Origin of the sequence: uncultured Phascolarctobacterium sp. (assembly GCF_937920985.1) — a bacterium.
GTDB lineage: Bacteria > Bacillota > Negativicutes > Acidaminococcales > Acidaminococcaceae > Phascolarctobacterium_A.
In genome coordinates this window covers 1-24,732 of sequence record NZ_CALDXR010000048.1, presented here as the reverse complement: position 1 = coordinate 24,732, position 24,732 = coordinate 1, and the positions used below count along the sequence as shown (strand labels likewise).

The 24,732-nt window shown below is 50.1% G+C and carries 20 protein-coding genes and 1 pseudogene; 3 read left to right on the top strand and 18 right to left on the bottom strand.

Annotated elements, in window-relative coordinates; all coding sequences use genetic code 11:
* Positions 1-8 precede the first annotated feature (8 nt).
* From Q0612_RS08695 to Q0612_RS08680, 4 genes are all read right to left on the bottom strand, one after another.
* The gene (locus Q0612_RS08695) at positions 9-209 is read right to left on the bottom strand and encodes a 4Fe-4S dicluster domain-containing protein (protein ID WP_298883480.1); all 201 of its coding nucleotides are present in this window, start codon (positions 207-209) and stop codon (positions 9-11) included.
* Between the two features lie 8 nt (positions 210-217).
* Positions 218-1,012 (bottom strand): electron transfer flavoprotein subunit beta/FixA family protein, encoded by a 795-nt coding sequence (locus Q0612_RS08690; protein WP_298883477.1) that lies wholly within the window; start codon positions 1,010-1,012, stop codon positions 218-220.
* Between the two features lie 135 nt (positions 1,013-1,147).
* The gene (locus tag Q0612_RS08685; protein ID WP_298883474.1) at positions 1,148-4,558 is read right to left on the bottom strand and encodes a DNA polymerase III subunit alpha; all 3,411 of its coding nucleotides are present in this window, start codon (positions 4,556-4,558) and stop codon (positions 1,148-1,150) included.
* Positions 4,559-5,224: 666 nt separating this feature from the next.
* Positions 5,225-6,604, bottom strand: coding sequence for a sodium:solute symporter (locus tag Q0612_RS08680; protein ID WP_298883471.1), 1,380 nt, complete (start codon positions 6,602-6,604; stop codon positions 5,225-5,227).
* A gap of 282 nt (positions 6,605-6,886) precedes the next feature.
* Between Q0612_RS08680 and Q0612_RS08675 the strand changes: the two genes are divergently transcribed.
* The 3 genes from Q0612_RS08675 (at position 6,887) to Q0612_RS08665 (ending at position 11,188) form a co-directional block, all read left to right on the top strand.
* Complete coding sequence (locus Q0612_RS08675) at positions 6,887-8,737, top strand: NAD(P)-binding protein (protein ID WP_293725184.1); 1,851 nt, start codon at positions 6,887-6,889, stop codon at positions 8,735-8,737.
* Positions 8,731-10,455 (top strand): [FeFe] hydrogenase, group A, encoded by a 1,725-nt coding sequence (locus Q0612_RS08670; RefSeq protein ID WP_298883466.1) that lies wholly within the window; start codon positions 8,731-8,733, stop codon positions 10,453-10,455. Before Q0612_RS08675 ends, Q0612_RS08670 begins: the two co-directional genes overlap by 7 nt.
* A 517-nt stretch (positions 10,456-10,972) precedes the next feature.
* Complete coding sequence (locus Q0612_RS08665; protein ID WP_021719892.1) at positions 10,973-11,188, top strand: hypothetical protein; 216 nt, start codon at positions 10,973-10,975, stop codon at positions 11,186-11,188.
* 131 nt (positions 11,189-11,319) lie between these two features.
* Here Q0612_RS08665 and Q0612_RS08660 read toward each other — a convergent pair whose 3' ends face one another.
* From Q0612_RS08660 to Q0612_RS08595, 14 genes and pseudogenes are all read right to left on the bottom strand, one after another.
* On the bottom strand, positions 11,320-13,617 hold the full coding sequence (locus Q0612_RS08660) for a YadA-like family protein (protein WP_298883463.1): 2,298 nt from the start codon (positions 13,615-13,617) through the stop codon (positions 11,320-11,322).
* A 623-nt stretch (positions 13,618-14,240) separates the two neighbouring features.
* Entirely contained in the window at positions 14,241-14,876 is a 636-nt protein-coding gene (gene nth, locus Q0612_RS08655) for an endonuclease III (protein WP_293809372.1), read from the bottom strand.
* Entirely contained in the window at positions 14,876-16,237 is a 1,362-nt protein-coding gene (locus Q0612_RS08650) for a PFL family protein (protein ID WP_298883457.1), read from the bottom strand. The genes nth and Q0612_RS08650 overlap by 1 nt, the downstream gene beginning before the upstream one ends.
* Positions 16,238-16,246: 9 nt before the next feature.
* Complete coding sequence (locus Q0612_RS08645) at positions 16,247-16,516, bottom strand: ACT domain-containing protein (RefSeq protein ID WP_298883454.1); 270 nt, start codon at positions 16,514-16,516, stop codon at positions 16,247-16,249.
* Between the two features lie 101 nt (positions 16,517-16,617).
* A complete protein-coding gene (locus Q0612_RS08640) occupies positions 16,618-18,297 on the bottom strand; it encodes an ATP-binding protein (RefSeq protein WP_298883452.1) in 1,680 nt (559 codons plus the stop codon).
* Positions 18,294-18,980: a winged helix-turn-helix domain-containing protein gene (locus Q0612_RS08635; RefSeq protein WP_021720077.1), complete on the bottom strand. Its 687-nt coding sequence runs from the start codon at positions 18,978-18,980 to the stop codon at positions 18,294-18,296. The genes Q0612_RS08640 and Q0612_RS08635 overlap by 4 nt, the downstream gene beginning before the upstream one ends.
* A 209-nt stretch (positions 18,981-19,189) precedes the next feature.
* Positions 19,190-19,453 (bottom strand): DUF4911 domain-containing protein, encoded by a 264-nt coding sequence (locus tag Q0612_RS08630; protein ID WP_009146306.1) that lies wholly within the window; start codon positions 19,451-19,453, stop codon positions 19,190-19,192.
* Positions 19,450-20,697, bottom strand: coding sequence for a U32 family peptidase (locus tag Q0612_RS08625; RefSeq protein ID WP_298883450.1), 1,248 nt, complete (start codon positions 20,695-20,697; stop codon positions 19,450-19,452). The genes Q0612_RS08630 and Q0612_RS08625 overlap by 4 nt, the downstream gene beginning before the upstream one ends.
* A 67-nt stretch (positions 20,698-20,764) precedes the next feature.
* On the bottom strand, positions 20,765-21,808 hold the full coding sequence (gene mltG / locus Q0612_RS08620) for an endolytic transglycosylase MltG (protein ID WP_298883449.1): 1,044 nt from the start codon (positions 21,806-21,808) through the stop codon (positions 20,765-20,767).
* Positions 21,809-21,873: 65 nt separating this feature from the next.
* Positions 21,874-22,221: a DUF1292 domain-containing protein gene (locus Q0612_RS08615; protein ID WP_009146303.1), complete on the bottom strand. Its 348-nt coding sequence runs from the start codon at positions 22,219-22,221 to the stop codon at positions 21,874-21,876.
* A gap of 83 nt (positions 22,222-22,304) precedes the next feature.
* Positions 22,305-22,727: a Holliday junction resolvase RuvX gene (ruvX, locus tag Q0612_RS08610; RefSeq protein ID WP_009146302.1), complete on the bottom strand. Its 423-nt coding sequence runs from the start codon at positions 22,725-22,727 to the stop codon at positions 22,305-22,307.
* A gap of 17 nt (positions 22,728-22,744) precedes the next feature.
* The gene (locus Q0612_RS08605) at positions 22,745-23,005 is read right to left on the bottom strand and encodes an IreB family regulatory phosphoprotein (protein ID WP_009146301.1); all 261 of its coding nucleotides are present in this window, start codon (positions 23,003-23,005) and stop codon (positions 22,745-22,747) included.
* 105 nt (positions 23,006-23,110) lie between these two features.
* Positions 23,111-23,239 (bottom strand): hypothetical protein, encoded by a 129-nt coding sequence (locus Q0612_RS08600; RefSeq protein ID WP_298883445.1) that lies wholly within the window; start codon positions 23,237-23,239, stop codon positions 23,111-23,113.
* Between the two features lie 33 nt (positions 23,240-23,272).
* Positions 23,273-24,732, bottom strand: a pseudogene (locus Q0612_RS08595) (hypothetical protein); the annotation flags it as partial.

Genomic DNA, 24,732 nt, shown 5'->3' with positions numbered 1-24,732 from the left:
ACACACTCCTATTCGTTATCTTCAGTATTGTCATTTTCGGCAATAGCTATGGCCTCCATGGAACATTCGCGGATGCAGGCACCACAGCAGACACACTGCTGCATATCAATCTGCGCCCTGCCCTCGTGCAGCGCAATAGCCCCCATCGGGCATACTGCCACACATTCCTCACAGCCACAGCAAAGCTGCCTGTTTACTTTTATCAGCATGGTTCGCCTTAGCGGGTAATAACCTCTGCCTTAACCAGCTTTTCAAACAGCATATCTACTGCTGCATCAGCATCTGCTTCGGTAATGATTTCGCCGTTGATTTCAGGCGGAGCCGGGGTGAAGGCTTTTTTAACCTTGGTCGGAGAGCCCTTCAGGCCTACGGTTGCCGGATCAAGCTCCAGGTCAGCAACAGTCAGAGTAGGAATCTGCGCCTTACGTGCTTTCATTTTGCCCTTAATGCTGGCAAAACGTGGCTCTTTTTCAGATTTGGTTACGGTAACTAAGAGCGGTGCAGCGCAAGCCAAAGTCAGCTGGTAGTTTTCGTTTTCACGTACCACAACAAATTTGCCGTCTTCGTAGCTCAGGCTCAGAGCGCCGGTAATTTGAGGAATTCCCAGATGCTCAGCCATTTCCGGGCCAACCTGTGCGGTATCGCCGTCTACTGCCTGCTTGCCGCAGAGCACGAGGTCGAACTCGCCCAAATGTTTAACAGCAGCAGCCAGAGCCAGGCTGGTTGCCAGAGTATCGCTGCCGCCCAGAACGCGGTCGCTCAGCAGAACGCCGTCATCAGCGCCCATAGCGATTGCTTCCTTCAGGATATCGGTTGCCTGGGGCAGGCCCATGGACAGTACAGTTACCTTAGCACCTTCCTTGTCCTTCAGGCACAGTGCTACCTCCAATGCCTGACGGTCATAAGGGTTCATAATATTTTCTACACCCGTACGGTCCAAGGTATTGGTTTCGCGGTTAAATTTTACTTTTGCCGTATCCGGCACTTGTTTTAAACAAACGAGAATATTCATTTGCTGCCTCCTTAAGCTTTATACAGGAGCTGTTGCTCCGGCTTTTTTACATTCTTCTCTTTATTTTAGCATTTTTGCACTTAAACTTGCAAGTATATCATGAAAGTTTATGAAAAATAGCTCAAGCGATTATACTTAATTCCGCTTTACTACGCAGTTATCACCCAAAATTTTCACAACATCTTCGGCAAAGCCCGGTGCTTCACTGTTCACCCAGAAGTTAGGCGTAGTCTTGATCAGCTTACGCGAGCCCATCAGCTGCAGGTATACGCAGTCATCACCCTTATATTTCTGGAACAGCTGCATCAGCTCACGCTGAATCAGCGGATTTTCCAGATGCGCTTCAATGCGCAGGCATATTTCTGTCGGCGGCTTAGAGGGCAGAGCGCGCACGCTGTTGGCAATAATCTTGCTTTCACGTTCGTCTACACTGAAGCGTCCTTCAATTGCTACCACACTGTCCTCGTAAATATCCTTGACACTATTGCGATAGGCCTGCGGGAAGACAATTATCGGGAAGCGTCCGCTGAAATCCTCCAGCGTCAGCACAGCCATCGTATCGCCGCGCTTAGTTGTTTTGATAGTGCAGTTGGTAATGATGCCTGCAACCCGCACTAACTGACCGTCTGCAACCTGTGTATCGCCGCCAAACTGGTGCAGCGGCATAAAACGTTCCAGCATTTTTTTATAATCGCTCAGCGGATGGTCAGTAACGTAAAAGCCGATGATTTCCTTTTCATATTGCAGAATAAGCTGCTTAGGGAATTCATCCAGCGGTGGCAGCTTAATTTCACTTGCGCCAAAATCCTGCACATCGCCGAAAAGTCCCAGTTGGCCATTGGCCTTGTCTTTTTGGCAGGCAGCGCCCAAATCAACCGCCTGTTCTAAAATAGCGAGCAGCTGCGAGCGTCTGGCACCAAAGGAATCCATAGCACCGCATTTAATTATATTTTCAATAACACGCTTGTTGACCACGCGCATATTCACGCGGCAACAGAAATCAACCAGGCTCTTGAAGGGACCGCCTTCGTTACGGGCGCTGATGATAGCATCTACAGCAGTATCGCCAGTATTTTTGATGCCTGCCAGACCAAAGCGTATAGTGTCATTCTGCTGAACTGTGAAGTTGTTGCCACTCTCATTGACATCAGGCGGCAGAATTTTGATGCTATCATTACGGCAGACGTTGATATACCAGCTCACCTTATCAGCATCACCGATAATGCTGTTGAGAAAGGCGGCGTAGAACTGCGGACGCCAATGCGCCTTCAGATACGCAGTTTCATAGGCTACCAGCGCATAGGCAACGGAGTGCGATTTGTTGAAGCCATAACCGGCAAAGTGCTGCAAGAGCGAGAAAATCTGGTCGCTCAGCTCTTCCGGAATATCATGCAGCTTTTTGGCACCGTCGATAAACGACTGGCGCATGGAATCCAGCTCCTTGGCCTTCTTCTTGCCCATCGCGCGGCGCAGGATATCGGCCTGACCAAGCGTAAAGCCTGCCAGCGCAGATGTTATCTGCATAACCTGCTCCTGATACAGAATAACGCCATAGGTATCCTTCAAAATCGGCTCCATCAGCGGGTGCAGCACCTTCGCTGTGCGCTGCCCATGACGACCGGCGATAAAATCTTCTGCCATACCGGTACCAAGAGGACCGGGGCGGTACAGTGCCACCAGCGGAATCAGATCCTCAAAGCTTTCCGGCGCCAGGTCCACAACCAGCTTGGTGATGCCGGCCGACTCCAGCTGGAAGACGCAGGACGTTTCACCACGTCGCAGCATAGCGCAGGTCGCCTCATCTGCCAGCGGAATGTTATCGATATCAATCTTTTCACCCGTAGTTTCGCGGATAAAGCGAATACAATCACCGATAACTGTCAGTGTGCGCAGACCCAGAAAGTCCATCTTCAGCAGGCCCAGCTCTTCTACCTTATTCTTATCGTACTGGGTGATGACGCCACCCTCACTGCCCTGCTGCAGCGGTACGTAGTTTTTCATATTATGCGGTGCGATAATAACACCGGCGGCATGTGTGCCTGCGTTACGCGGCAGGCCCTCAACGCTTTGCGCAAGGTCAATCAGCTTTTTGACCTCCGGACGCGTGTCGTACGCGTTACGGAAATCCTTGCTGCCGTTCAGTGCCTTCTCCAGCGTAATGCCCACCTCGCGCGGAATCAGCTTGGCAATTTCATCAACTGCACTGTAGCTCATGCCCAACGCCTTGCCCACGTCGCGCACTGCCGCGCGCGCCTGCAAGGTGCCGAAGGTAATAATCTGCGCTACACGCTCCTGTCCGTAACGGCGCACCACGTAATCCAGCACCTGGTTACGCTTCACGTAGCAGAAGTCGGTATCAATATCAGGCATGCTGACGCGCTCCGGATTCAGAAAGCGTTCGAACAGCAGATGATAACGCAAAGGCTCAATATTCGTTATGCGCAGCAGATAAGCCACGATACTGCCTGCGGCACTGCCACGTCCAGGACCTACCGGAATATCATGGCTACGACAGTAGTTGATAAAATCCCAGACAATCAGGAAGTAGCAGGCGTAGCCCATCGTGTTGATAATATCCAACTCAAAGTCCAGACGCTTGCGCACCTTCTCATCAACAACACCGTAGCGTTTGGGCAAAGCCTCCTCGCACAGGTGGCGCAGATAGCTCACAGCGTCAAAGCCCTCCGGCACCGGGAACTCCGGCAGCAGCAGGTGCCCGAACTCCATCGTTACGTTGCAGCGGTCGGCAATTTTATTGGTATTGCTCAAAGCCTCCGGACAGTCGCCGAACAGTGCCTCCATCTCATCATAGCTTTTCAGATAATAGCTGTCGTTATTGAAGCGCATACGGTCCGGTTCATCTACCGTGCTCGTCGTCTGGATGCACAGCAGAATATCCTGCGCCGCCGCGTCCTTTTGCTGCACGTAATGCAAATCGTTCGTCGCCACCAGGCCAAGACCGAACTCCTGCGCCAGCTGCTTCAGCTCCGCGCTTACCTTGTGCTCTTCATCAAGGTCATGGTCCTGGATTTCCAGAAAGTAATTTTCCTTGCCGAAAATATCGATATATTCCTGAATACAGCGGCGTGCTCCCTCCAGGTTATCCTGCAGAATCATCTGCGGCACCTCACCGGCAACGCAGGCGCTGAGGCAAATAATTCCCTCGTGATAGGTACGCAGTACGTCCTTGTCTACACGCGGCTTATAATAAAAGCCCTCCAGCTGACCAATGCTGACAATTTTCATCAGGTTATGGTAGCCTGTATCGTTCTCCGCCAGCAGAATCAGATGATACATGCCACGGTTATTCTTTTCCAGATGCGATTCCTTCGCCAGATACACCTCACAGCCGATAATCGGCTTAATGCCTGCTTTGGTACACTCCTGATAAAATTCCACTGCGCCGTACATTGCGCCGTGGTCGGTAATCGCCAGACTGTCCATGCCCAGCTCCTTGGCATAGGCCACCAACTCAGGGATTTTTGAAGCGCCGTCCAGCAGGCTGTATTCCGTATGTACATGTAAATGAGTAAAGCGTTTTGTCATCTCTTGCTCCTTAAATTAAAAGACCGCTGCCGCGCAAATCTGCGGCAAATGTATGTAAAACTATTCTAGCATTACAGATAAATTTCCTGCCTAAAATCGAAAAAACATACAACCGTGAATTCACAATTCGTTCGTTGTATGTTCTCTTAACATATGTTACAATAAGACAAGACACTGACAACCGTGTTGCAGGGTGGTGTTGCCGACATTCTCTTGTAGAATGGAGGTGATGCTTATGAAGAACTATGACTTCAAGGACCTGATGGCCTTTGGCATGTTTCTCCTGGCATTGCTGGAATTTATTTTTCAATATAACAAGTAAGCCAGACATAAGAAAACCACTCCTACACATTGCCCGGTGGCGGAGTGGCTTCTTGAGCTAATTTTCCACTAAGGCAACTCACCGTGTGGGCGGTTGTCCTTTGTCTATAATATAGCATATTACGCTGCTTTTTGCAAGCAAACCGCTTGCCGCAAAAGCAGCTTTTTTCTTACTAATCCAGACATAAGAAAACCGCCCTTAATCTTTGCCTAGTAACAGGGCGGTTCTCCCGCGTTAGAACTTGGGAGAACCCACCGTATAGGCAGTTCCCCTTCCTTATAACATAGCATATCACGCTGCTTTTTGCAAGCAAACCGCTTGCTGCAAAAGCAGCTTTTTCGCTTCTATTCACCTTCCTTGCCCCATGCCAGACCAATGAGTAAAAAGAACAGATTATACACGAGCGCCGGCAGCAGACTGTTGATTTCCCACGGGCTGATATGCTTCCAGAAGAGCGCTGCAAAAATGCCTGCACCCATAGCAGCCACGCCCATCGAAGCACGCACCCTACCCGGGAAGAAGATGCAGAACGTCAGCGGCAGAAAGATACCGCTGCCTCGCAGCGCCATGGACAGGTAATTCCACTCCAGCACTGACGAATCAAGATGCATAAAGACGAAGACCATCGCAGCGACCGAAACGGCCAGCACGCTCAGGCGGCTTGCCCACAGCTGTCCTGCAGCCGTAGCCTTCAGCCAGATTTTGCTGACGATATCACGTGAAATCATCGTACCTACGCCCAGCGCCAGACCGGCGATTGAGCCCAGGGCCGAAAGCAGCACAGCGCCCAGGCCGATACCGCCAAGCCATTGCGGCAGATAGGTAACGAGATACAGCGGCAGTGCGTCAATAGAATTTATCTCCGGATGATGCAGATGCATGAACATACCGATCATTACCGACGGCAGTCCCACGGGAATTACTATCAGCGCGGCAGCACAGCAGCCGACAGCTGCAGTTTTGGTATCGCGCGCCGAAAACAGCGCCTGCACATAGGTCTGCGTAGAAATAACCCCCACAATCATCGAACCTAGGCTGACAAGACCGTCCTCCACGCCGCGTCCGAAAAGACTGAACCATGGATATGCCGCAAAGCTCTGCGTCAGGCCCTGCCAATGTCCCATATCGGCATAGGCCAGCAAGCCGCCGACAAAAATGCTGGCAAAAATCAGCACAATCTTAAAAATACCGGCCATCCCGCTGCTGCTGAGGCCGCCAAAAAATACTAAAAGCAAAGTAACAGTAACAACAATTGCCGCTGCAGCCAAAAGCGGTACGCCGAACAAGCCTGCTATGAGATGCAGCGCCGTAAGCGTGCTTGCTACAATACTGAAAAAAATGCCGGCGCAGGCGCTGAAGGTCGCCAGCCACCCCGCAGGCTTGCCGTAATCCGTAACGAGATACTCCGCTACTGTGGTCAGCGAGCTGCGGCGCAAAGGCACAGCATAAAACGCCGCCATCAGCAAAAGCGCAATGCCGCTGCCAAGCGTAAACCACCAAGCCGTCAGCCCCAGCTTGAAGCCAAGCTGCGCCGTACCAACGGTAGCAGCGCCGCCTACAATCGTGCCGATAATCGTACCAGCGACAAGGCCTGCGCCAGAGCTGCGGCCGCCTACGTTATAATCATCGGCAGACTTCACCCTTCTGGCTGCCAAAAGCCCCGGCAGCAGCGTCACCAGGAGCGTCACAGCCAGGCTGATATAATGTGTAGCAGTAAGCTGCATATCCAACCCTCCAATATTTTAAGCTGCCGGTTACAAACCTTTTGCCGACAGCATTAATGCTCTAAAGCTCAGTATTAGTATAACACAAAAAACAAGGCAAAAAAAGTATTGCTACTGCAAGCGTGCTTGCCTGCGGCAGCAGGCAGAAAAGCGCTTGCGAGCTCTTTCTGCTCAGATTGTTACATAAAAACTATCTTCTTTATTATTGCGAAAATCAGCTTTTTTCTGTATAATATAGTTTATACCTTTATATATTTAGTGTATGCTTTTTGGAGGAAAATTATGAGCCGTTTAAGAATCGAAACACCCGACCAGGCACAGCTTACGGTCGAGCGCTTGTACAAGGACCTGGAACGACACATCATCGCCAGCCCCCCGGGACTGTGCCCTGTTGATCTGCAGCTGTCGTTCCTCAAAGTCTGCCACGCACAAACCTGTGGCAAATGCGTACCCTGCCGTGTAGGTCTCGCGCAGCTGCAGAATCTCATGGAAGACGTGCTCGCCGGCAAGGCTGACATGCACACTCTGGATTTAATCGAAAGCACCGCGCAAAACGTTGCCAACAGCGCTGACTGCGCCATCGGCTTCGAAGCAGCCAAAATGGTTTTGGCCGGTCTGGAAGGCTTCCGCGAAGATTACATTAACCACATAAAGAAGGGCAAATGCTCTGTCAACGTCCATCATTCTATCCCCTGCGTAGCTTTGTGCCCGGCACAGGTTGATATCCCCGGCTACATTGCGCTGGTTGGCGCAGGCCGTTATGCCGACGCTGTCAAGCTCATCCGCAAGGATAACCCCTTCCCTACTGCGTGCGGTCTTATCTGCGAGCATCCCTGCGAAGCACGCTGCCGCCGCAGCATGATTGATGCTCCTATCAATATCCGCGGCCTGAAGCGTATGGCTGTTGACAATGCGCCCAGCAACACTGTGCCGCTGCCCGAAAAACAGCCTGCTACCAACAAACGTATCGCCATCATCGGCGGCGGCCCCAGCGGTATGTCCGCAGCCTACTACCTGGAGCTGATGGGACACCATGCTGTTGTGTTCGAAGAAAAGAGCAAGCTCGGCGGCATGCTGCGCTACGGCATTCCTGCTTACCGCTTCCCGCGCGAACGTCTGCAGGAGGACCTGGACGCTATTTTGTCCACCGGCGTAGAGGTACATCGCAACACCAGAATCGGCAACGAGGAGGGCGATATCCCCTTCGAAAAGCTGCGTGAGGAATTTGACGCAGTTTACATTGCCATCGGTGCCCACACTGACAAGAAAATCGGTATTGAAGGCGAGAATTCCCACGGTGTTATCAGTGCGGTAGAAATGCTGCGCAACATCGGCGAAGAAAAAATGCCTGACTTTAAGGATAAAACCGTTGTCGTTATTGGCGGCGGCAACGTTGCTATGGACTGCACCCGCAGCTCCATCCGTCTCGGTGCCAAGAAGGTTATCATCGCCTACCGCCGTCGTCAGGACGATATGACAGCGCTGCCCGAGGAAATCGAAGGTGCTATTGCCGAGGGCGCTGAGCTGTACGGCCTGAAGGCTCCGCACCACATTGAGGCGGATGCCGAAGGTAATGTGGCCGCTCTCTGGGCTGAGCCGCAAATCATCGGTCCTATCGATGCCTGGGGACGTGCACGTCCGATTCACGCTGACGTAGAGCTGGAGCGCATTCCCTGCGACGTTATCGTTGTAGCTATCGGCCAAGGCATTGAGCTGCGTCCGTTCGAGGAGGCCGGCATCAAAATCAAACGCGGTACTATTTCCGCACTCTCCAGCAGTGAGCTTGCCAACAATGAAGGCGTCTTCGCCGGCGGCGACTGCGTAACCGGTCCTGCAACCGTAATCCGTGCTATTGCTGCCGGTAAGGTTGCTGCCGCTAATATTGATGAATATTTGGGCTATAACCACACCATTTCCTGTGATGTAGTTATTCCCGACCCGTCTATTGACGATAAACGTCCCTGCGGCCGTATCCAGATGCACGAAACCGAAGCAGGCGAACGCAAGCATACCTTTGAGCCTATTGAATGCGGCATGACCAAGCAGGAGGCCTGCCAGGAAGCAGGACGCTGCCTGCGCTGCGACAAATTCGGCTTCAGCACACTGAAAGGAGGCAGAACCTTAAAATGGTAAACCTCACAATCGACGGACAAAAAGTTTCCGTTCCCCAAGGGACAACAATCATGCAGGCTGCTGCCACCGTCGGCATCGAAATCCCCCGCCTGTGTTATCTTAAAGGCATCAACGAAATCAGTGCCTGCAAGGTCTGCGTAGTTGAAATTCAGGGACAGAACCGTGTAGTTACCGCCTGCACCACTCCGGTACAGGAAGGTCTGGTAGTTTATACCAACTCCCCTAAGGCCCGCAGCATCCGCCGCACCAACGTGGAGCTGATTTTATCCCAGCATGACTGCATGTGCGCAACCTGCGTACGCAGCGGCAACTGCAGCCTGCAGACTTTGGCCAATGACCTTGGCATTTACGATATTCCCTATGAGCGCGATGTTGTCGACACTCCCTGGAACCAGGAGTTCCCGCTCATCCGCGATTCCAAAAAATGCATCAAATGCATGCGCTGCGTCCAGATTTGTGACAAGGTGCAAAAGCTGCATATCTGGGATGTGCAGAATACCGGTGCCCGTACTACCGTAGACGTTGCCGGCAATGTTTCCATTGAGGACAGTGACTGCAGCCTCTGCGGTCAGTGTATCACCCACTGCCCCGTTGGCGCGCTGAAGGAGCGTAACGACGTTCCCAAAATTTATGACGTACTGGCTGACACCAGCAAGGTAACTGTAGTGCAGGTTGCGCCTGCAGTACGCACCGCCTGGGCCGAAGCCTTCAACCTGCCGCCCGAGCTGGCAACCGAAGGCCGCATGGTAGCAGCACTGAAGAAAATCGGCTTCGATTATGTTTTCGACACCTGCTACGCTGCCGACGTTACCATCATGGAGGAAGCAAGCGAGCTATTAGAGCATCTGCAAAATCCGCAGGACCACAGCTGGCCGATGTTCACCTCCTGCTGCCCCGGCTGGGTAAGCTATGTCAACAAAACTCACCCGTACTTCGTGCCTAACCTTTCCACCACCAAATCTCCGCAACAGATTTTCGGTGCGCTGGCAAAATCCTATTTTGCACAGAAGAAGGGCCTGAAGCCAAAGGAAATCTGCTCTATTTCCATCATGCCCTGCGTTTCTAAAAAACGCGAGGCCGCTCTCTTCTCTATGCGCAGCAGCGGCACCCATGATGTAGATATCGTACTCACCACGCGCGAGCTTATCCGCCTGCTGCGTGCCGAGCACATCAACCCGGCAATGCTGGGTGAACTGCCCTTTGATAATCCGCTGGGCCAGAGCACCGGCGCCGCAGTTATCTTCGGTGCCAGCGGCGGCGTAATGGAGGCAGCACTGCGTACTGCTTACCATGTAATCGAAGGCAAGGAAGCTCCTGAGGATGCTTTCACCGACGTTCGCGGTACGGAAGGCCGCAAGGTACGTGAATTCACCCTTGGCGGCGCAACACTGCGCACCTGTACCGTAAGCGGTCTGGGCAATGCAGGCAAGCTGCTCGACGAGCTCAAAGCAGGCAAGGTTCATTATGACTTCGTGGAAGTTATGGCCTGCCCCGGCGGCTGCGTTGGCGGCGGCGGTCAGCCGATTCACGACGGGGAAGAGCGTGCCGACGTACTTGGCAATAAGCTCTATACCATCGACAGCAACCGTCCTCTGCACCAGTCCCACAACAATCCGGATGTACAGGAGCTCTATAAGGACTTCCTGGAAAAACCGCTGAGCGAGAAGGCAGAGCAGCTGCTGCACTCTGACCATGTAAAAGAGCATAATTATATGTAATAGAAAATTGGAAGAAGAACACGACTCGCAAACTGCAATGTCTTCATTAGAGAGGCAAGATGCATTACCAATAGGGCAAGAGAAGGCTCCCCTAGGGGGGAGCTGGTGCCCGCCAGGGCGACTGAGAGGGGTCTGCTGTTTCTACTCTTACGACTAGCCTTATGTTGGTCATTTCCCCTCTCCGTCATCGCTTTGCGATGCCACCTCTCCCCAAGGAGAGGCTCTCTTAACTTTTTTCTTTTTCATTACTACCTATACTAAAATCCGACCAACGCTTGCGGTTTTGTACGTTAGCGTAAAGCGACACTAAAAGGCTCCCCTAGGGGGGAGCTGTCGACCGCAGGGCGACTGAGAGGGGTCTGCATTCTTTATAATTGCAAAATAACATTAGATTTATTTCCCCTCTCCGTCATCGCTTCGCGATGCCACCTCTCCCCAAGGAGAGGCTCTCTCTAAAGCCAAGCGTAAGGATATATTAATTGCGACGCCCTTTCTTCCAACGTCTATGAGGTCAATCATGTACACACAACCCTATACCTACACACAGCAAATCCCCCTCTCCCTGGACGATGGCCACGGCGACTACAACCGCAGCTACGAACGCAGCGACGATGACTTCGACTACGCCGACTACTCCACCGACCACAGAGACAACAACTTCCGTAACTACGAGAAGAAGCGCCGCAAAACCAATAAGGAAATTATTGAGGACATGCTCAAGCGCTGGGATTAAGCAAAACACTGTGTAAAACAAAAGTAAGAGGAGAACACCTTTTATCCTGTAAAGGACTGGGTGTTCTCCTCTTTTAATTATAGAAAAGGGAGTGTTTATTTAAGGTTTAAACTATGCAGTTGCCTGCATTTTCAATTCAGCTTGCTGCCGTAGTGGTCACGATTGTCGCCGCCGTATACGCGTACACGTTCAATCTTGCCTCTGTCGCCATCCGCACCGGAAATACGGGCAACATGGATGCGGCCCATTTCAGGCTCAAATTCGCGAACCAGCTTGTGATCCAGCTTCACGCCTTTTTCAAGCGCTCTGTACAGCATTGCTGCGAATTCGTAACGGCTCATCATGCGATTGCCGTTGAACATACCGTCAGGATAACCCTCAACGATGCCTGCTGCCGCCAGACGGCCGATGTATTCGTAAGCCCAGTGGTTTTCGGGAACATCCGGGAAGAGCTTCATTCTGTCCATCTCAATCGTGCCGCCCATGCCTGCGGTCAACTGACCTACCAATGCGGTGAGGTTAGCTACATTCGCTCTCAGGTCCACGATTTCCTTAGCCATCGCTGTACGGGAATTGCTTACGCGTGCGGTACGGTCCAGGGAGAAGGAAATACCTGCATTTACCATGTTCTCGCCGTTGCCGAAGGTTCCGCCTACGCTCAGCATAACCTTTTCATCCGGACGGTAGAACGCGCCTACCGCAGCAGCGTTTCTGCCCTTGTAGTTCCCGTAGCCTGCAGCAAAGGTCAGCTTGTCATCGGGATCGAAATCCATCGGGTGCAGCGCTGCGAGAGCGGCGGCACCGGCGCCAACCTTGTCAACGCGGCTACCGAGGTTATCAACACGATAATCGAGTTCATTAAAATGCTCTCTGAATTCGGCATGGTCCCTATCATTTTGTTCCTTGCTGGCGATATCATCAATCGTCAGTCTGTTTACTTCTTCAGGATTATAGCGATCCTTTACTACTAATGTAGCAGTTCCGGCTTCCTTATCTCTTTCAATATCAGTCAGCCGTGCATCCTTCATCTGGCCTTCCAGAGTAACGTCTCTGCCGTTGTGAACATTGAGAGTAATGCTGCCGTCTTCGCCAATGCTGCCGCCGTTAACGTATCTGTCCTGATCTTCAATGGTCTGAATCAGCTTTTGCTCATTAAAAGATACAGTGTAAGCATGGTTGCCGCTCTGGTTCGGATCAGGCGCTTCAGTAACAGTTACATAACCATTCTCGTCAGCTCCAACGGTAGTAATAGTGTTGGTATCATACTGCTTAACAAAATCGCCCAACTGCTCGCTATTAATGCCAAGCTCATATGCATGATTGCCGTCTACACCTTTATCTTCAATCGTCAGGATATTGGTATTAACAGCTACTGTAGTAATGGTGTTGGTGTCAGCAACATTTTCCAACTGATTAGTTACCCAGCTGCGAGATGCTACCCCTTCAATGCTTGCCTCTACGCTCTTACTATCGGAATCATTAACCCTTACCGTCAGCTTGCCATATTCATCCAGGTTTCCTTCCATGCTGGTGTTAGTTGTGTTGGTGTCCTGCGCTGCCGCTGCATCCTGAATAAATCCCCTCAAAGCATCCTCGTTGATGCCAATTACGTGATGTTTATTATCAGTAGGAAGAGCCTCGTTAGCATCGACAACGGTAATGATCGCATGACCGGATTCTGCTGTAGTAACCGTATCAGTACCGCCAATGCCATTCAGCTGATTGGTTACCCACTCCTGGGAAGCGATGCCGTTTACAGAGCTTGCAAAGGTTCCACCGGTATTATCAGTAATCTCGGAAGTCAATGTGCCATTTGCAAAGGTCAATTTATTATCAACAACTTTGGTATCAGTATCAACAATACCGACTGCAACATCTGTACCATTTTCGCGTACCAATTTATAGGTATTAACTGTTGCGCCCTGCCCTGGAGTTGCCTTTACCTCTTTAATAACCTTATCCTTTAGGCCTGCCTGGTCTCCTTCACCATAGATAGTTTTCGCCATAGTGATATCATTTGTATAGAGAGATTTGATAATTCTGTCAAATTCGCCTACAGTAATTCTGCTCATAGACTCTTTGCACTTCATTTCGGAATTGTCGCCCTCATGCACAGGATTATAGCTATTACTTGTCGAATCCCATACACTGGTATTGGTATGATAAATAAAGGGTGTAAACAATTCAATCTTCTCACCGGAGCCAATCTGTACCTGCGCATGTCCTAAATCCGTCCAGAAGTAACCCTGGTAATAATTATGGGAAGCATCATAAATCTGTCCTGCAGCGTCTTTGGAAACAGACTTATCAATCGGAGACGGCGTAACAGTATCTTCGGCCCACACAGTAGTGTAACCCATCATGCCCATTGCCATAATTGTCGCCAGTACGCACTTTGCCAAAGCAGTTTGCTTTCTAGTCTTTTTCATTTTCAATCCCCCTTTTCCACGCCGCGCCACAGTGACGCAAGCTTAATCCTCGTTACAAAGCATTTCATTAACCAAATATAACTCAGATAAGGTGGTACTAAAATTCAAGGCCTTGAAAATTTAGCAGTTCGTCTCCTTTACCTGCTTTAATTGTACTCTTTTCGTCTCCGTACGTCAAACTTTCGTATTCTTTATAAAGACACTAAATAACAAAATATTCATACACAATTTTTCATTCGTCACTTTTACGCATTAATCATAGTTGTTGGAATTTTCTCTTTTATATATTTTATACTTTAATAATTATTACAAAGAATAGAATGTAAAAGATTTTTGTCACAGTAGACAATTTCTTGACAAAAACGTGAACTGCACTCATAGCAAGGCAAAGCCATTGCTAACCGTGTGCGTCATAAAAAGACAGTGCAAAAATGCTCGAAAAAGTCCATCTTCTGCGGACACAAGGAAAGCAAATCTGCGCACCGCAAAAAGGCCTGCCACCCTCACGGGTTGCAGGCCAATTTTTTTGCTTCGCTTTTTACTTATAACTTATGTCAGCACTTCTACCGCAAGCACTTAATGTAAACGCTTACACGTTTAGCAATAGCCTTACAGACGAAGCCTTACTCAAAGTTTTTCTCTTTGAACGGGCATTCCTCTACGACCACACAGCCACGGCACAGCGGCTTGCGTGCCTTGCAGATTTTGCGCCCGTGCCAGATAAACCAGTGGTGCGCGTCACTCCACTTTTCACGCGGAATAATTTTTTCCAGCTCCTTTTCCGTAGCCAGCGGGTCCTTGCCCTTCGCCAGCCCCAGACGGTGCGACACACGGAAAACATGCGTATCTACTGCCAGCGCCGGAATATTATAGATGATACTGGCAATAACGTTTGCCGTTTTCTGCCCCACACCCGGCAATTCCATCAGCGTTTTGATGTCATCCGGAATCACGCTGTTAAAGCGCTCCGTCAGCATATGGCACATTCCCAGCAGGTTTTTGGCCTTAGCGTGGTACAGACCGCAGTCGCGGATTTCCGCTTCCATTTCCTCCTGCGTCAGAGCACCCATTTTTTCCGGCGTGTTCAGACGCGGAAACATACGCGCCGTAATCACATTTACGCGTTCATCCGTACATTGGGCCGAAAGAATTACAGCTACCAAAAGCTCAAACGGTGAATTATAATTCAGCGCCGTCTTGCTGCCCTTGTAGGTTTCCTCCAGCTTAGCCAGAATAGCTTCTCTTTGAGCCTTGCGCATCAGTTGGTCAGGCTCCTTACCGGTGCAGGAATACGTCCACCGCGGTTGATGAACTTTTCAGCGCTGAATTTCTTCACGCCCAGAACAGGCGCATAACCAAGCAGACCGCCGAATTCAACACGGTCGCCTACGTCCTTGCCCGGAACAGGAATCAGACGTACTGCAGTAGTTTTATTGTTAATCATACCGATAGCAGCCTCATCGGCAATAATTGCGGAAATAGTGGCTGCCGTGGTATCTCCCGGAATAGCAATCATATCCAAACCTACAGAGCATACGCAGGTCATAGCCTCCAGTTTTTCCAAAGACAGAGCGCCGCGTTCTACCGCAGCAATCATGCCTGCATCCTCACTTACAGGAATGAAGGCACCACTCAGGCCACCAACATAGCTGGAAGCCATCAGGCCGCCCTTTTTAACTGCGTCGTTCAGCATAGCCAGGGTAGCGGTAGTGCCGTGGCCGCCGCAGCTTTCCAGACCGATTTCCTCCAGAATATGCGCAACACTGTCGCCGATTGCCGGAGTCGGAGCCAAGGACAGATCGATAATGCCGAACTGGGTATTCAGACGGCGTGCAGCCTCCTGCGCTACCAGCTGGCCGACGCGGGTAATCTTGAAGGCAGTCTTTTTAATCGTTTCGGCAACCATACCTATGTCGCCGTCACGCACCTGCTCCAATGCGTATTTAACAACGCCCGGTCCGCTGACACCAACATTGATAACGCTTTCCGGCTCGGTTACGCCGTGGAAAGCACCTGCCATGAACGGGTTATCAGGCACAGCGTTGCAGAATACAACCAGCTTAGCGCAGCCGATTGCATCACGGTCGGCAGTACGCTCGGCAGCAGCCTTCACAACCTCGCCCATCTGTTTTACAGCGTCCATGTTGATACCGCATTTGGTAGAACCGACGCTTACAGAGGAGCAGACAATATCAGTAACTGCCAGTGCTTCCGGAATGGAAGCAATCAGATTGCGGTCGCCCTTGGTGTAGCCCTTGTCAACGAGGGCAGAAAAACCGCCGATGAAGTTAACGCCAACCTGCTTGCCTGCGTTGTCCAAAGCTTGTGCCAGCGGTACATAATCGTTGCTGTCACAGCTTTCACCAACCATGGAAATCGGCGTTACGGAAATACGCTTGTTGATGATGGGCACGCCCAGCTCAACCTCGATATCCTCACCGGTTTTTACCAGATGCTCTGCCTTACGGCAAATCTTATCATAAATCTTTTGCGCTGTTACCTTAATATCCGGATGACCGCAATCACGCAGGCTGATGCCCATGGTGATAGTACGCACGTCCAGCTTATTTTGGGTAATCATGCGCGTAGTTTCTAAAATATCGTCAGTATTAAATAACATGACAGCCTCCTATATACGATGCATTGCGCTGAAAATCTCTTCGCTCTGCAGACGGATTTCTACGCCGATTTCTTCGCCCAGCGCAGCCATTTTGTCACGTGCGTCGGCAATGGGCACGTTAGCCTCTGCCATATCAGCAATCAGCACCATATTGAAAAAGCCTTGCATAATGTTTTGATTGATGTTGATAATGTTAATATTCATTTCTGCTAAAGCGTTGCTGACTTTAGCGGTAATACCTACCTTATCCTTACCTACGATAGTTAAAACAACTCGCATATCTGCGTCCTCCTTCAAAATAAATTAAGAGCAGCACTCATAGTACTGCTCTTATTGTATCACATCTTTGAAGTTCTGTGTTGTATACATGAAGAAGGCGCTTATTTTTCAGCCTCATACTTCGGCTTAGGGAACTTCATAATGAACTCCGTCCCATGTCCCACTGTGCTCAACACACGGATACTGCCGCCATGGAAGCTGACGCCATGCTTGACGATGGAAAGGCCTAAGCCCGTGCCCTCAATCGCTTTATGACGGCTGCGGTCGACGCGGTAAAAGCGTTCAAAAATATGCGGCAGCTCGTTACCGGCAATGCCCATGCCGGTATCGGCAACACTGACGGTATATTTATTTTCACCTTCACTCAGGCGCAGCGTCACCTCACCGCCGGGATGATTATATTTCAGGCCATTATCCAGCAGATTAAAGAAAATCTCCTCCATCAGCGAAGAAATACCCAACAGCTTACTGCTGCCATTGGTGTTATCGATAAGCTGCAGATTGACCTGCAATCTGCCTGCCTTGTCCTTCAATCGTGCCAGCGCACTCTGTGCCACATCCTGCAGGGTAAATTCCTCCATCATATCATGCGTCAACTCATCAAGCTTCGACAGCTGCATGATATCATCAATCAGACGCAGCAGATTGTGTGCCTCGTCATTGATTTTCTGCAGAAAGCGCTTGGTATCCTCCGGCTTCACCAGGCCGCTGAGCATGATTTCCGAATAGCCCAATACCGATTGCAGCGGCGTCTTCAGCTCATGCGAAACATTAGCCGAAAACTCACGGCGGATTTTCTCCGAGGCCGTGCGTTCCGTTACATCCATAATCAGCAGTACAAAGCCCTTATCGGTGATTCTGCTGCCGTTGAGCTGATAATAGCTGCTGCCGCGGTTGATTACAATGCGTCCCTTGCCCTCCTGCTCAATCTTGGCAAAGAACTCCCGAATTTCGTCGCTGTCATCAATCATGTAAAAGCTCTTGCCCAAAAGCTCCTGTTTTTCCTTGCCGAAAAATTTCATCACGCTTTTATTGACTGATTCGATTTCCCATACCGGATTGAGGAACATCATGCCTTCATCCATATTATTGGTTACGGCCTTCAGCTCCTGCTTTTTATTTTTATAGCGGCGCATTTCCTTCTGCAGCTTTTCCTGCTGCAGCTCAAAATATTCCACAATCGGCTTTAGCTCAGGATAAACTACAGCTTCCGAATCAGGCTGCTCCAGATTGAGCTTTTCCAAGGGCTGCAGTATTCTGGCGGTAATTGTTTTGGCTGCCCAAAAGGCACCGCACAAAACTGCCAGTGCCAGCAGCACAAAGTAACCAAGAATTATTTTATACTGTTGAAAAACGGCATCATTCGTGCGCGACAGGCGCAGCACATTGCCGTCCGGCAGACGCACGGCATAGTACAGAATGTTTTTGCCCAAGGTTTCGGACGCACGCTGGCTGCGACCCTCACCGCCTTTCAGCGCCTCCTGCACCTCCTCGCGCTGCAGATGGTTCTCCATAGATTCGGCATCAGCATAATTGTCATACACGGCGTGACCATCAGGTGCAATCAGCGTTACGCGGTCGGCAAGCTGCAAGCGCTGCAGCTCGCTCACCGGCACATTACCCTCGCCGTCGGCCACGATCAGCAGATTAGCCTCACGCTTGAGGCTGGCGAAGCTGTCCTGCGTAATATATTGGCAGGAAACCCAGAAGAAGAGCAGCAAAACAAGGCCTACCGCTGCCCCTGTCAGCAGCAGTATGCTGCGAAAAAGCCTCTGCTTCATTTTACGGCCGCCATTCTGTAGCCAACGCCACGGATAGTTTCAATCAGCTCGCCTGCATCGCCCAGCTTTTGGCGCAGAGTACGGATATGTACATCAACGGTACGTGTTTCACCGCTGAATTCATAGCCCCAGATATCATTAAGCAGCTTATCACGTGAAAAAACAATGCCCGGATGCTGCAAAAACTTACGCAGCAGCTCGTATTCCTTCAGCGTCAGTACAACCTCACTGCCGCCTACGCTCACCTTATGCTCCATTTGGTTGACCTCCAGCCGACCGATGCGGATGATTTCTTTCTCATCCTCACCGGGGCATGGTGCTGCGCAGCGGCGCAGCACAGCCTTGATGCGCGCCACCATCTCCAGCATACCGAAGGGCTTGGCGATATAGTCATCGGCACCGCTGTCCAGTCCTTTGACCTTATCGAACTCCGAGCCCTTGGCCGTAGCCATAATCACAGGGATATTCGCATAGCGCTTATCAGCGCGCAAACGTCTTAATATGCTCACGCCATCCTCATCCGGCAGCATAATATCTAAAACAATCAGCTCAGGCACCTGCTTTTCCAGCAAGACGAAAAGCTCTCGGCCGCTGCCGCAGCCCTGTGCCTCCATGCCTACGGACTGCAGAGTGTAAACCTCCAGCTCGCAAATATTTTGTTCATCCTCCACGCAGAAAATCATGCAAAACACCACCAATCAATACTCTTATGCATTATTATATACGCAAAGCCGAATTTTTTCCTGTTAAATTTAGGTAAAAAATTTAACAGGCGTAAATTAGTTGCGAAGCATGCAAAAAAGGCTGAGAGCAAGCTCTCAGCCTTGTACTATTTACGATATGCGATTGTAGAAAAAACGAAAGCTGCCTGCGGCAGTCCTTTCCCTGCAGTTTAAATCTGCCAAAGTCTGTGATACACTCCGTTTTCCATATTATCGATTACATCTACCTTAAACGGCATATTCTCAATAATATCCAATGTATCAAAATACGTATCCGGCGTAGCATAAAACTTAATCAGTCCGCTGGTGCCGTCTACGGTGCTCACCATGGCCAGATGCTCATAGCCTTCCATAATCCAGTTAACATCTGCAATACGCTCAGGCTCAACCTGCGCGTAGATCATACTGTGGGGTCCGGGGTCATTGTCACTCATTCTTTTACAACCTTTCTGCGTAATAAGCTGAATTGCAGCAACGGCTTATCGCTGGCTGCGGAAAATTTCTGCTGTGCATGCGGTGCGCAGTCAATCGGCGTACCTGCTTCATCCAGCATTTCTGTCAAAACAAAGGGCATCGTGTTGCCGTCAGGCATCAAAAGCTCCAGCGGCTCGCCTGCCTTTACATTATTGCGCTGCTCAAAATAAGCGCGCTTTTTCTCGGCATCGTAGCCTATAACGATACCGGCAAAATCATGTGTCTGCTCATACTTCGAGCTGGTGTAAACCTGCGCATTTCTGTCAGGCTTGGCCACAGCAAAGCCTGTGGTGTACTGGCGGTGGGAAACCTTGTTCAGCTCGGTAATCCACGCCTCCGGCACGCTGTAATGCTCCATGTCTGCCCAGCATTGGTCGATAGCCTTGCGGTAAACGCTGACTACCGTTGCCACATAATGCACGCTCTTCATGCGGCCTTCAATCTTCAGGCTGCACACACCGGCGCGCATCAGCTCCGGCAGATATTCAATCAGGCACAGGTCCTTGGAGTTCATCACATAGGTACCGCGCTCGTCCTCTTCGAGGTCGAAGTATTCACCTGGGCGCTTTTGCTCACCCAGCTTATACATATTATATTCCCAACGGCAGGCCTGAGTGCAGGCACCGCGGTTGCCGTCGCGCCCAGTCAGATAGGCGCTCAAAAGGCAGCGTCCGCTGTAGGAAATGCACATCGCGCCATGCACGAAGGTTTCCAGCTCTACCGAAGTTTTTTCACTGATTTTGCTGATTTCTGCCAAGGACAGCTCGCGTGCCAGCACCACGCGTTCAGCGCCCAGCTGCTCCCACGCCTGCACCGTGGCATAGTTGGTGGTATTAGCCTGCGTGCTCACGTGCAGCGGCATATCAGGCACAACCCGGCGGGCAGTGCTCCATACGCCCAAATCACTGATCAGCAGTGCGTCAACCTTGGCCTGCTGCAGACCGCGCAGATAATCCGGCAGTCTGTCGATATCCTCGTTATGTGCAAAAATATTTACCGTTACATAAACCTTTTTGCCGAGGCTGTGCGCATACTCTGCCATCTCCGCAATTTCCTCTAAAGAGAAATTGTTGGCAAAGGCACGCAGACCGAACAGCTTGCCGCCCAGATAAATAGCATCAGCACCATACAGCAGGGCCATTTTTCCTTTTTCCATATTACCGGCAGGAGCCAGTAATTCGGGTTTAACTAAGTTTCTGCTCATTAAATCTCCTTAAAACACTTCTCTGCTCCGCCACACTGACAGCGCAAAAATATGTAATAACCTGTTGTTAACCTATTTCCTCAATCGCCTTCAGATGCTCGGCATAGGTTTTGGTAAAGCGATGGTGTCCGTCCTTTTCCGCAACAAAGTACAGATAATCTGTCTGCTCCGGCTGCAGCACCGCCTTAATTGCGGTCAGTCCCGGACTGCCAATCGGTCCCGGAGGCAAACCGGGATTTTGGTAAGTATTATACGGACTTTGGATTTTGGTGTCGGCAAAGGTAACTACTTCCTTCTGCGTTCCCAAAAGATACTGAATCGTCGTATCCGACTGAATCGGCATGCCGATAGCCACACGCTTGAGGAAAACGCCGGCGATTTTCGGCTGCTCCTCGGCAAAAACTGCCTCCAGCTCCACCATTGCAGCCATATTTACTACATCACGCAGTGGCAGATTACGTTCTGCCACAGTTTTGGCAATGCCGCTGCTCTGCATTTCCTTATCAAACTGTGCAACCATCATTTTGAGCATTTCCTGCTCGCTGATTCCCACCGGGAAATCATAGGTTGCCGGGTAGATAAAGCCCTCTGCCTTAAACAGCACATTGCTGTCATCGGTCTGCATATACGGATAAGGCGCATAATCCTTCGCCGCCGCCATGAACTTGTCAGCACTGCCAAGCCCTTCGGCCTCCAGCTTCTTCGCAGTTTTCACCACGCTATAGCCTTCCGGTACGGTAAAGCGCACCTGCTTGATGCGTCCCTTAACCATAACATCAACAATCTGCTGATTGCTCATGCCACCGTCAATCTGGTAGGCACCTGCCTGCAGCTTAGTTGCTAGTCCCTTCCAGCGCGCCTCCATTTTAAAGGCAGCGGGATTTTTTACCAGCTTCTTTTCATGCAGCAGCTCGGCGATATCCGCCGTAGTCATGCCGTCCTTGACAACAATAAGACGTGAGCCTTCTACGGCAAAGCCCTTATTATTGCCCTGTCCGTTAAGATAAATCGTAAATGCTACCACGCCGGCAACCAGCAGCACCGCCAAAGCACCTGCTGCAGCCTGCACCGGATTGTCGCGTACCAGCTTTTTCAGCTTTTCTATATCCATCAGAAAACATCGTCACATCGCATAAAAATACCGGACCGAAGTCCGGTAAAATTATTGACTGTGAATTACTCCTCGTCCTCAAACATTTCGTCATACTTAGCAGCAACTGCTTCGTATTCTTCGTCAGTCGGAGCGGTGTAAACAGCTTCGCCGTTTTCGTCAAAGTCCATGCGTGCGATAACGCAGGTATCTTCTTCTTCGTCATGCTCGTGGCAATCGCAGTCGTCATCCTCGCAGCAGCAGTCTTCCATCGGAACCAGTACTGCGAATTGTTTGTCATCAACAGTGATAACCATATCCTGATAGAACTCATGCTCGTTGCCTTGCTCGTCAGTCAGAACAACGCAGATAACTTCTTCTTCACCTTCAGCCTGCATAGCTGCTAATTCTTCATCTCTAATGTCTTTTTCCATAAAGGCACCTCTTTCGTCATAGCTCAATAAATGAAAAGCTCAATTTTAATCTAAACATATTGTATAATAGGTAACGCTATCTGTCAAATTTTAAAGCTCTTGCTGTCCAGATAATTTTGCAGAATAACAACTGCCGCCATCATATCAATAACCTTCTTACGCTTTTTACGGCGCAAGTCCGCATCAACCAGCACCTTTTCGGCAGCCACTGTGCTCAGGCGTTCATCCCACAGCACAACCTGCACCTTCGGGAACATGGTGCGAAGCTTTTCGGCCATTGCTTCACAGGCCTGCGCGCGTTCGCCGATAGTGCCGTTCATGTTTTTAGGATAGCCTACAACCAAGGTATCAACCTCATGCTCGGCAATCAGCTCGGCAATGCGGGCGTAGTCGCGTTCTTCCGTAGTACGGTGGATGGTTTCCACGCCGTTGGCAATCATACCCAGCAAATCGCTCACAGCGATACCGATAGTTCTTGTTCCTACATCAAGGGACATTTTACGCATTAAGTTACGTTCTCCTTTTACTTGTTAATCTGCTGCAGATAATTCTTTACCAGCTCTTCAATCAGCTCATAGCGCTCGTGACGGCGCAGCTTGGTGCGTGCGTCCTCAAAGCTGGTGATATAAGTGGGGTCACCGCTCAGCAGGTAGCCTGCTAATTGGTCCACAGGGTTATAGCCCTTCTTTTCCAGGGCAGCATATACTTCTTTTATAGTTTCGGCAACGTTCAGCTTTTCCGGCTCACGTTTGAACATCATAGTTTCTTGAGATACTTCAGACATACGAAACACTCCCTTCGTTTTTCGTAAATATATTGTAGCACATTTTTTTGAAAAAAGCTGTGTTTTTCTAGTTAACTTGCAAAAAAAGAGTGCTTACATTAAGCTTTACTTTACTTCAGGTAATGCTGCAGCAAAACGTCCTGACAAAAGCCCCGGCACAGACGCATCGTTTACGATGCGGCAAATGCCGGGGTTTTGCTTTAGCTGCGCTTCTATCAGGATTGTACAATCCATAAAAGTGCTTTAACCGTCAATATTTAATTTTACTTAGAGGCTCATACCGCCAGCTACATAATGGAATTCAGCCTTGCGCTCACGCAGGTTGCGTTCCTTATCCCAGGGAGCAGTGCCGAACCAGTAATCGTCTGCCGGATTAAAGCTTGCCAAAACGGTCAGGGTACCCGGGTCAATTTCCACTTTGTAGTTTTTGAGCAGGCCGTCGCCACCTGTCAGATGCAAGCTGCCATTAATCAGGACGCCGATTTTGTCTTCGTAAACGCCAACGATTAACGGATTTACCGAGCTGTCCAGTTCATAACCGCCTACGCCGATACCAGCCAAGGTGTCGCCATTGGTCAGGCCGTTGGCTTTGCCGGTGTATTTTGCCGGTACGCCTTGGGTAATGGTTTTGTCATCTACTACAAAGGTCAGCTTAGCCTTCGTTACGTCAGACTTGCCTGCGTTAACTGTTACATCGTAGTTAGTGTTCAGGTTCTCTACACCGCTGGCAGTACCATTCCATTCGTAGCTGCCTACGTTGTTGGTTTTCTTAACGTCACTTACGCTGCCTTCCGTAATTGCGCCATCTTTGTTAGCATTGATTACCAGACCGTTATCGCCATTGACTAAGCCTGCATTGTTACCAAAGGTATATGCTTTGCTGTAGTCCTTAGCATCAAGATTACCGTAAACGCGGGTGATATCGTTCAGATTTACTACGAGGTTAGCCTTCGTTACGTCGGACTTGCCTGCGTTAACTGTTACATCGTAGTTAGTGTTCAGGTTATCTACACCGCTGGCAGTACCATTCCACTCGTAGCTGCCTACGTTGTTGGTCTTCTCTACGTTGGTGAGAGTACCGCCGGCAATTGCACCATCTTTGTCAGCGTTGATTACCAGACCGCTATCACCATTGACTAAGCCTGCATTTGCACCAAAGGTAAATGCTTTGCTGTAGTCCTTAGCATCAAGATTACCGTAAACGCGGGTAATATCGTTCAGATTTACTACGAGGTTAGCCTTTGTTACGTCAGACTTACCTGCGTTAACTGTTACATCGTAGTTAGTGTTCAGGTTATCTACACCGCTGGCAGTACCATTCCATTCGTAGTTACCTACGTTGTTGGTCTTCTCTACGTTGGTGAGAGTACCGCCGGTAATTGCGCCATCTTTGTCAGCGTTGATTACCAGACCGCTATCGCCATTGACTAAGCCTGCATTTGCACCAAAGGTATATGCTTTGCTGTAGTCCTTAGCATCAAGATTACCGTAAACGCGGGTGATGTCGTTCAGATTTACTACGAGGTTGGCCTTCGTTACGTCGGACTTGCCTGCGTTAATCTGCACATCGTAGTTTGTATTCAGGTTATCTACACCGCTGGCAGTACCATTCCATTCGTAGCTGCCTACATTATTGGTCTTCTTAACGTCGCTTACGCTGCCTTCCGTAATCGCGCCATCTTTGTTAGCATTGATTACCAGACCGTTATCGCCATTGACTAAACCTG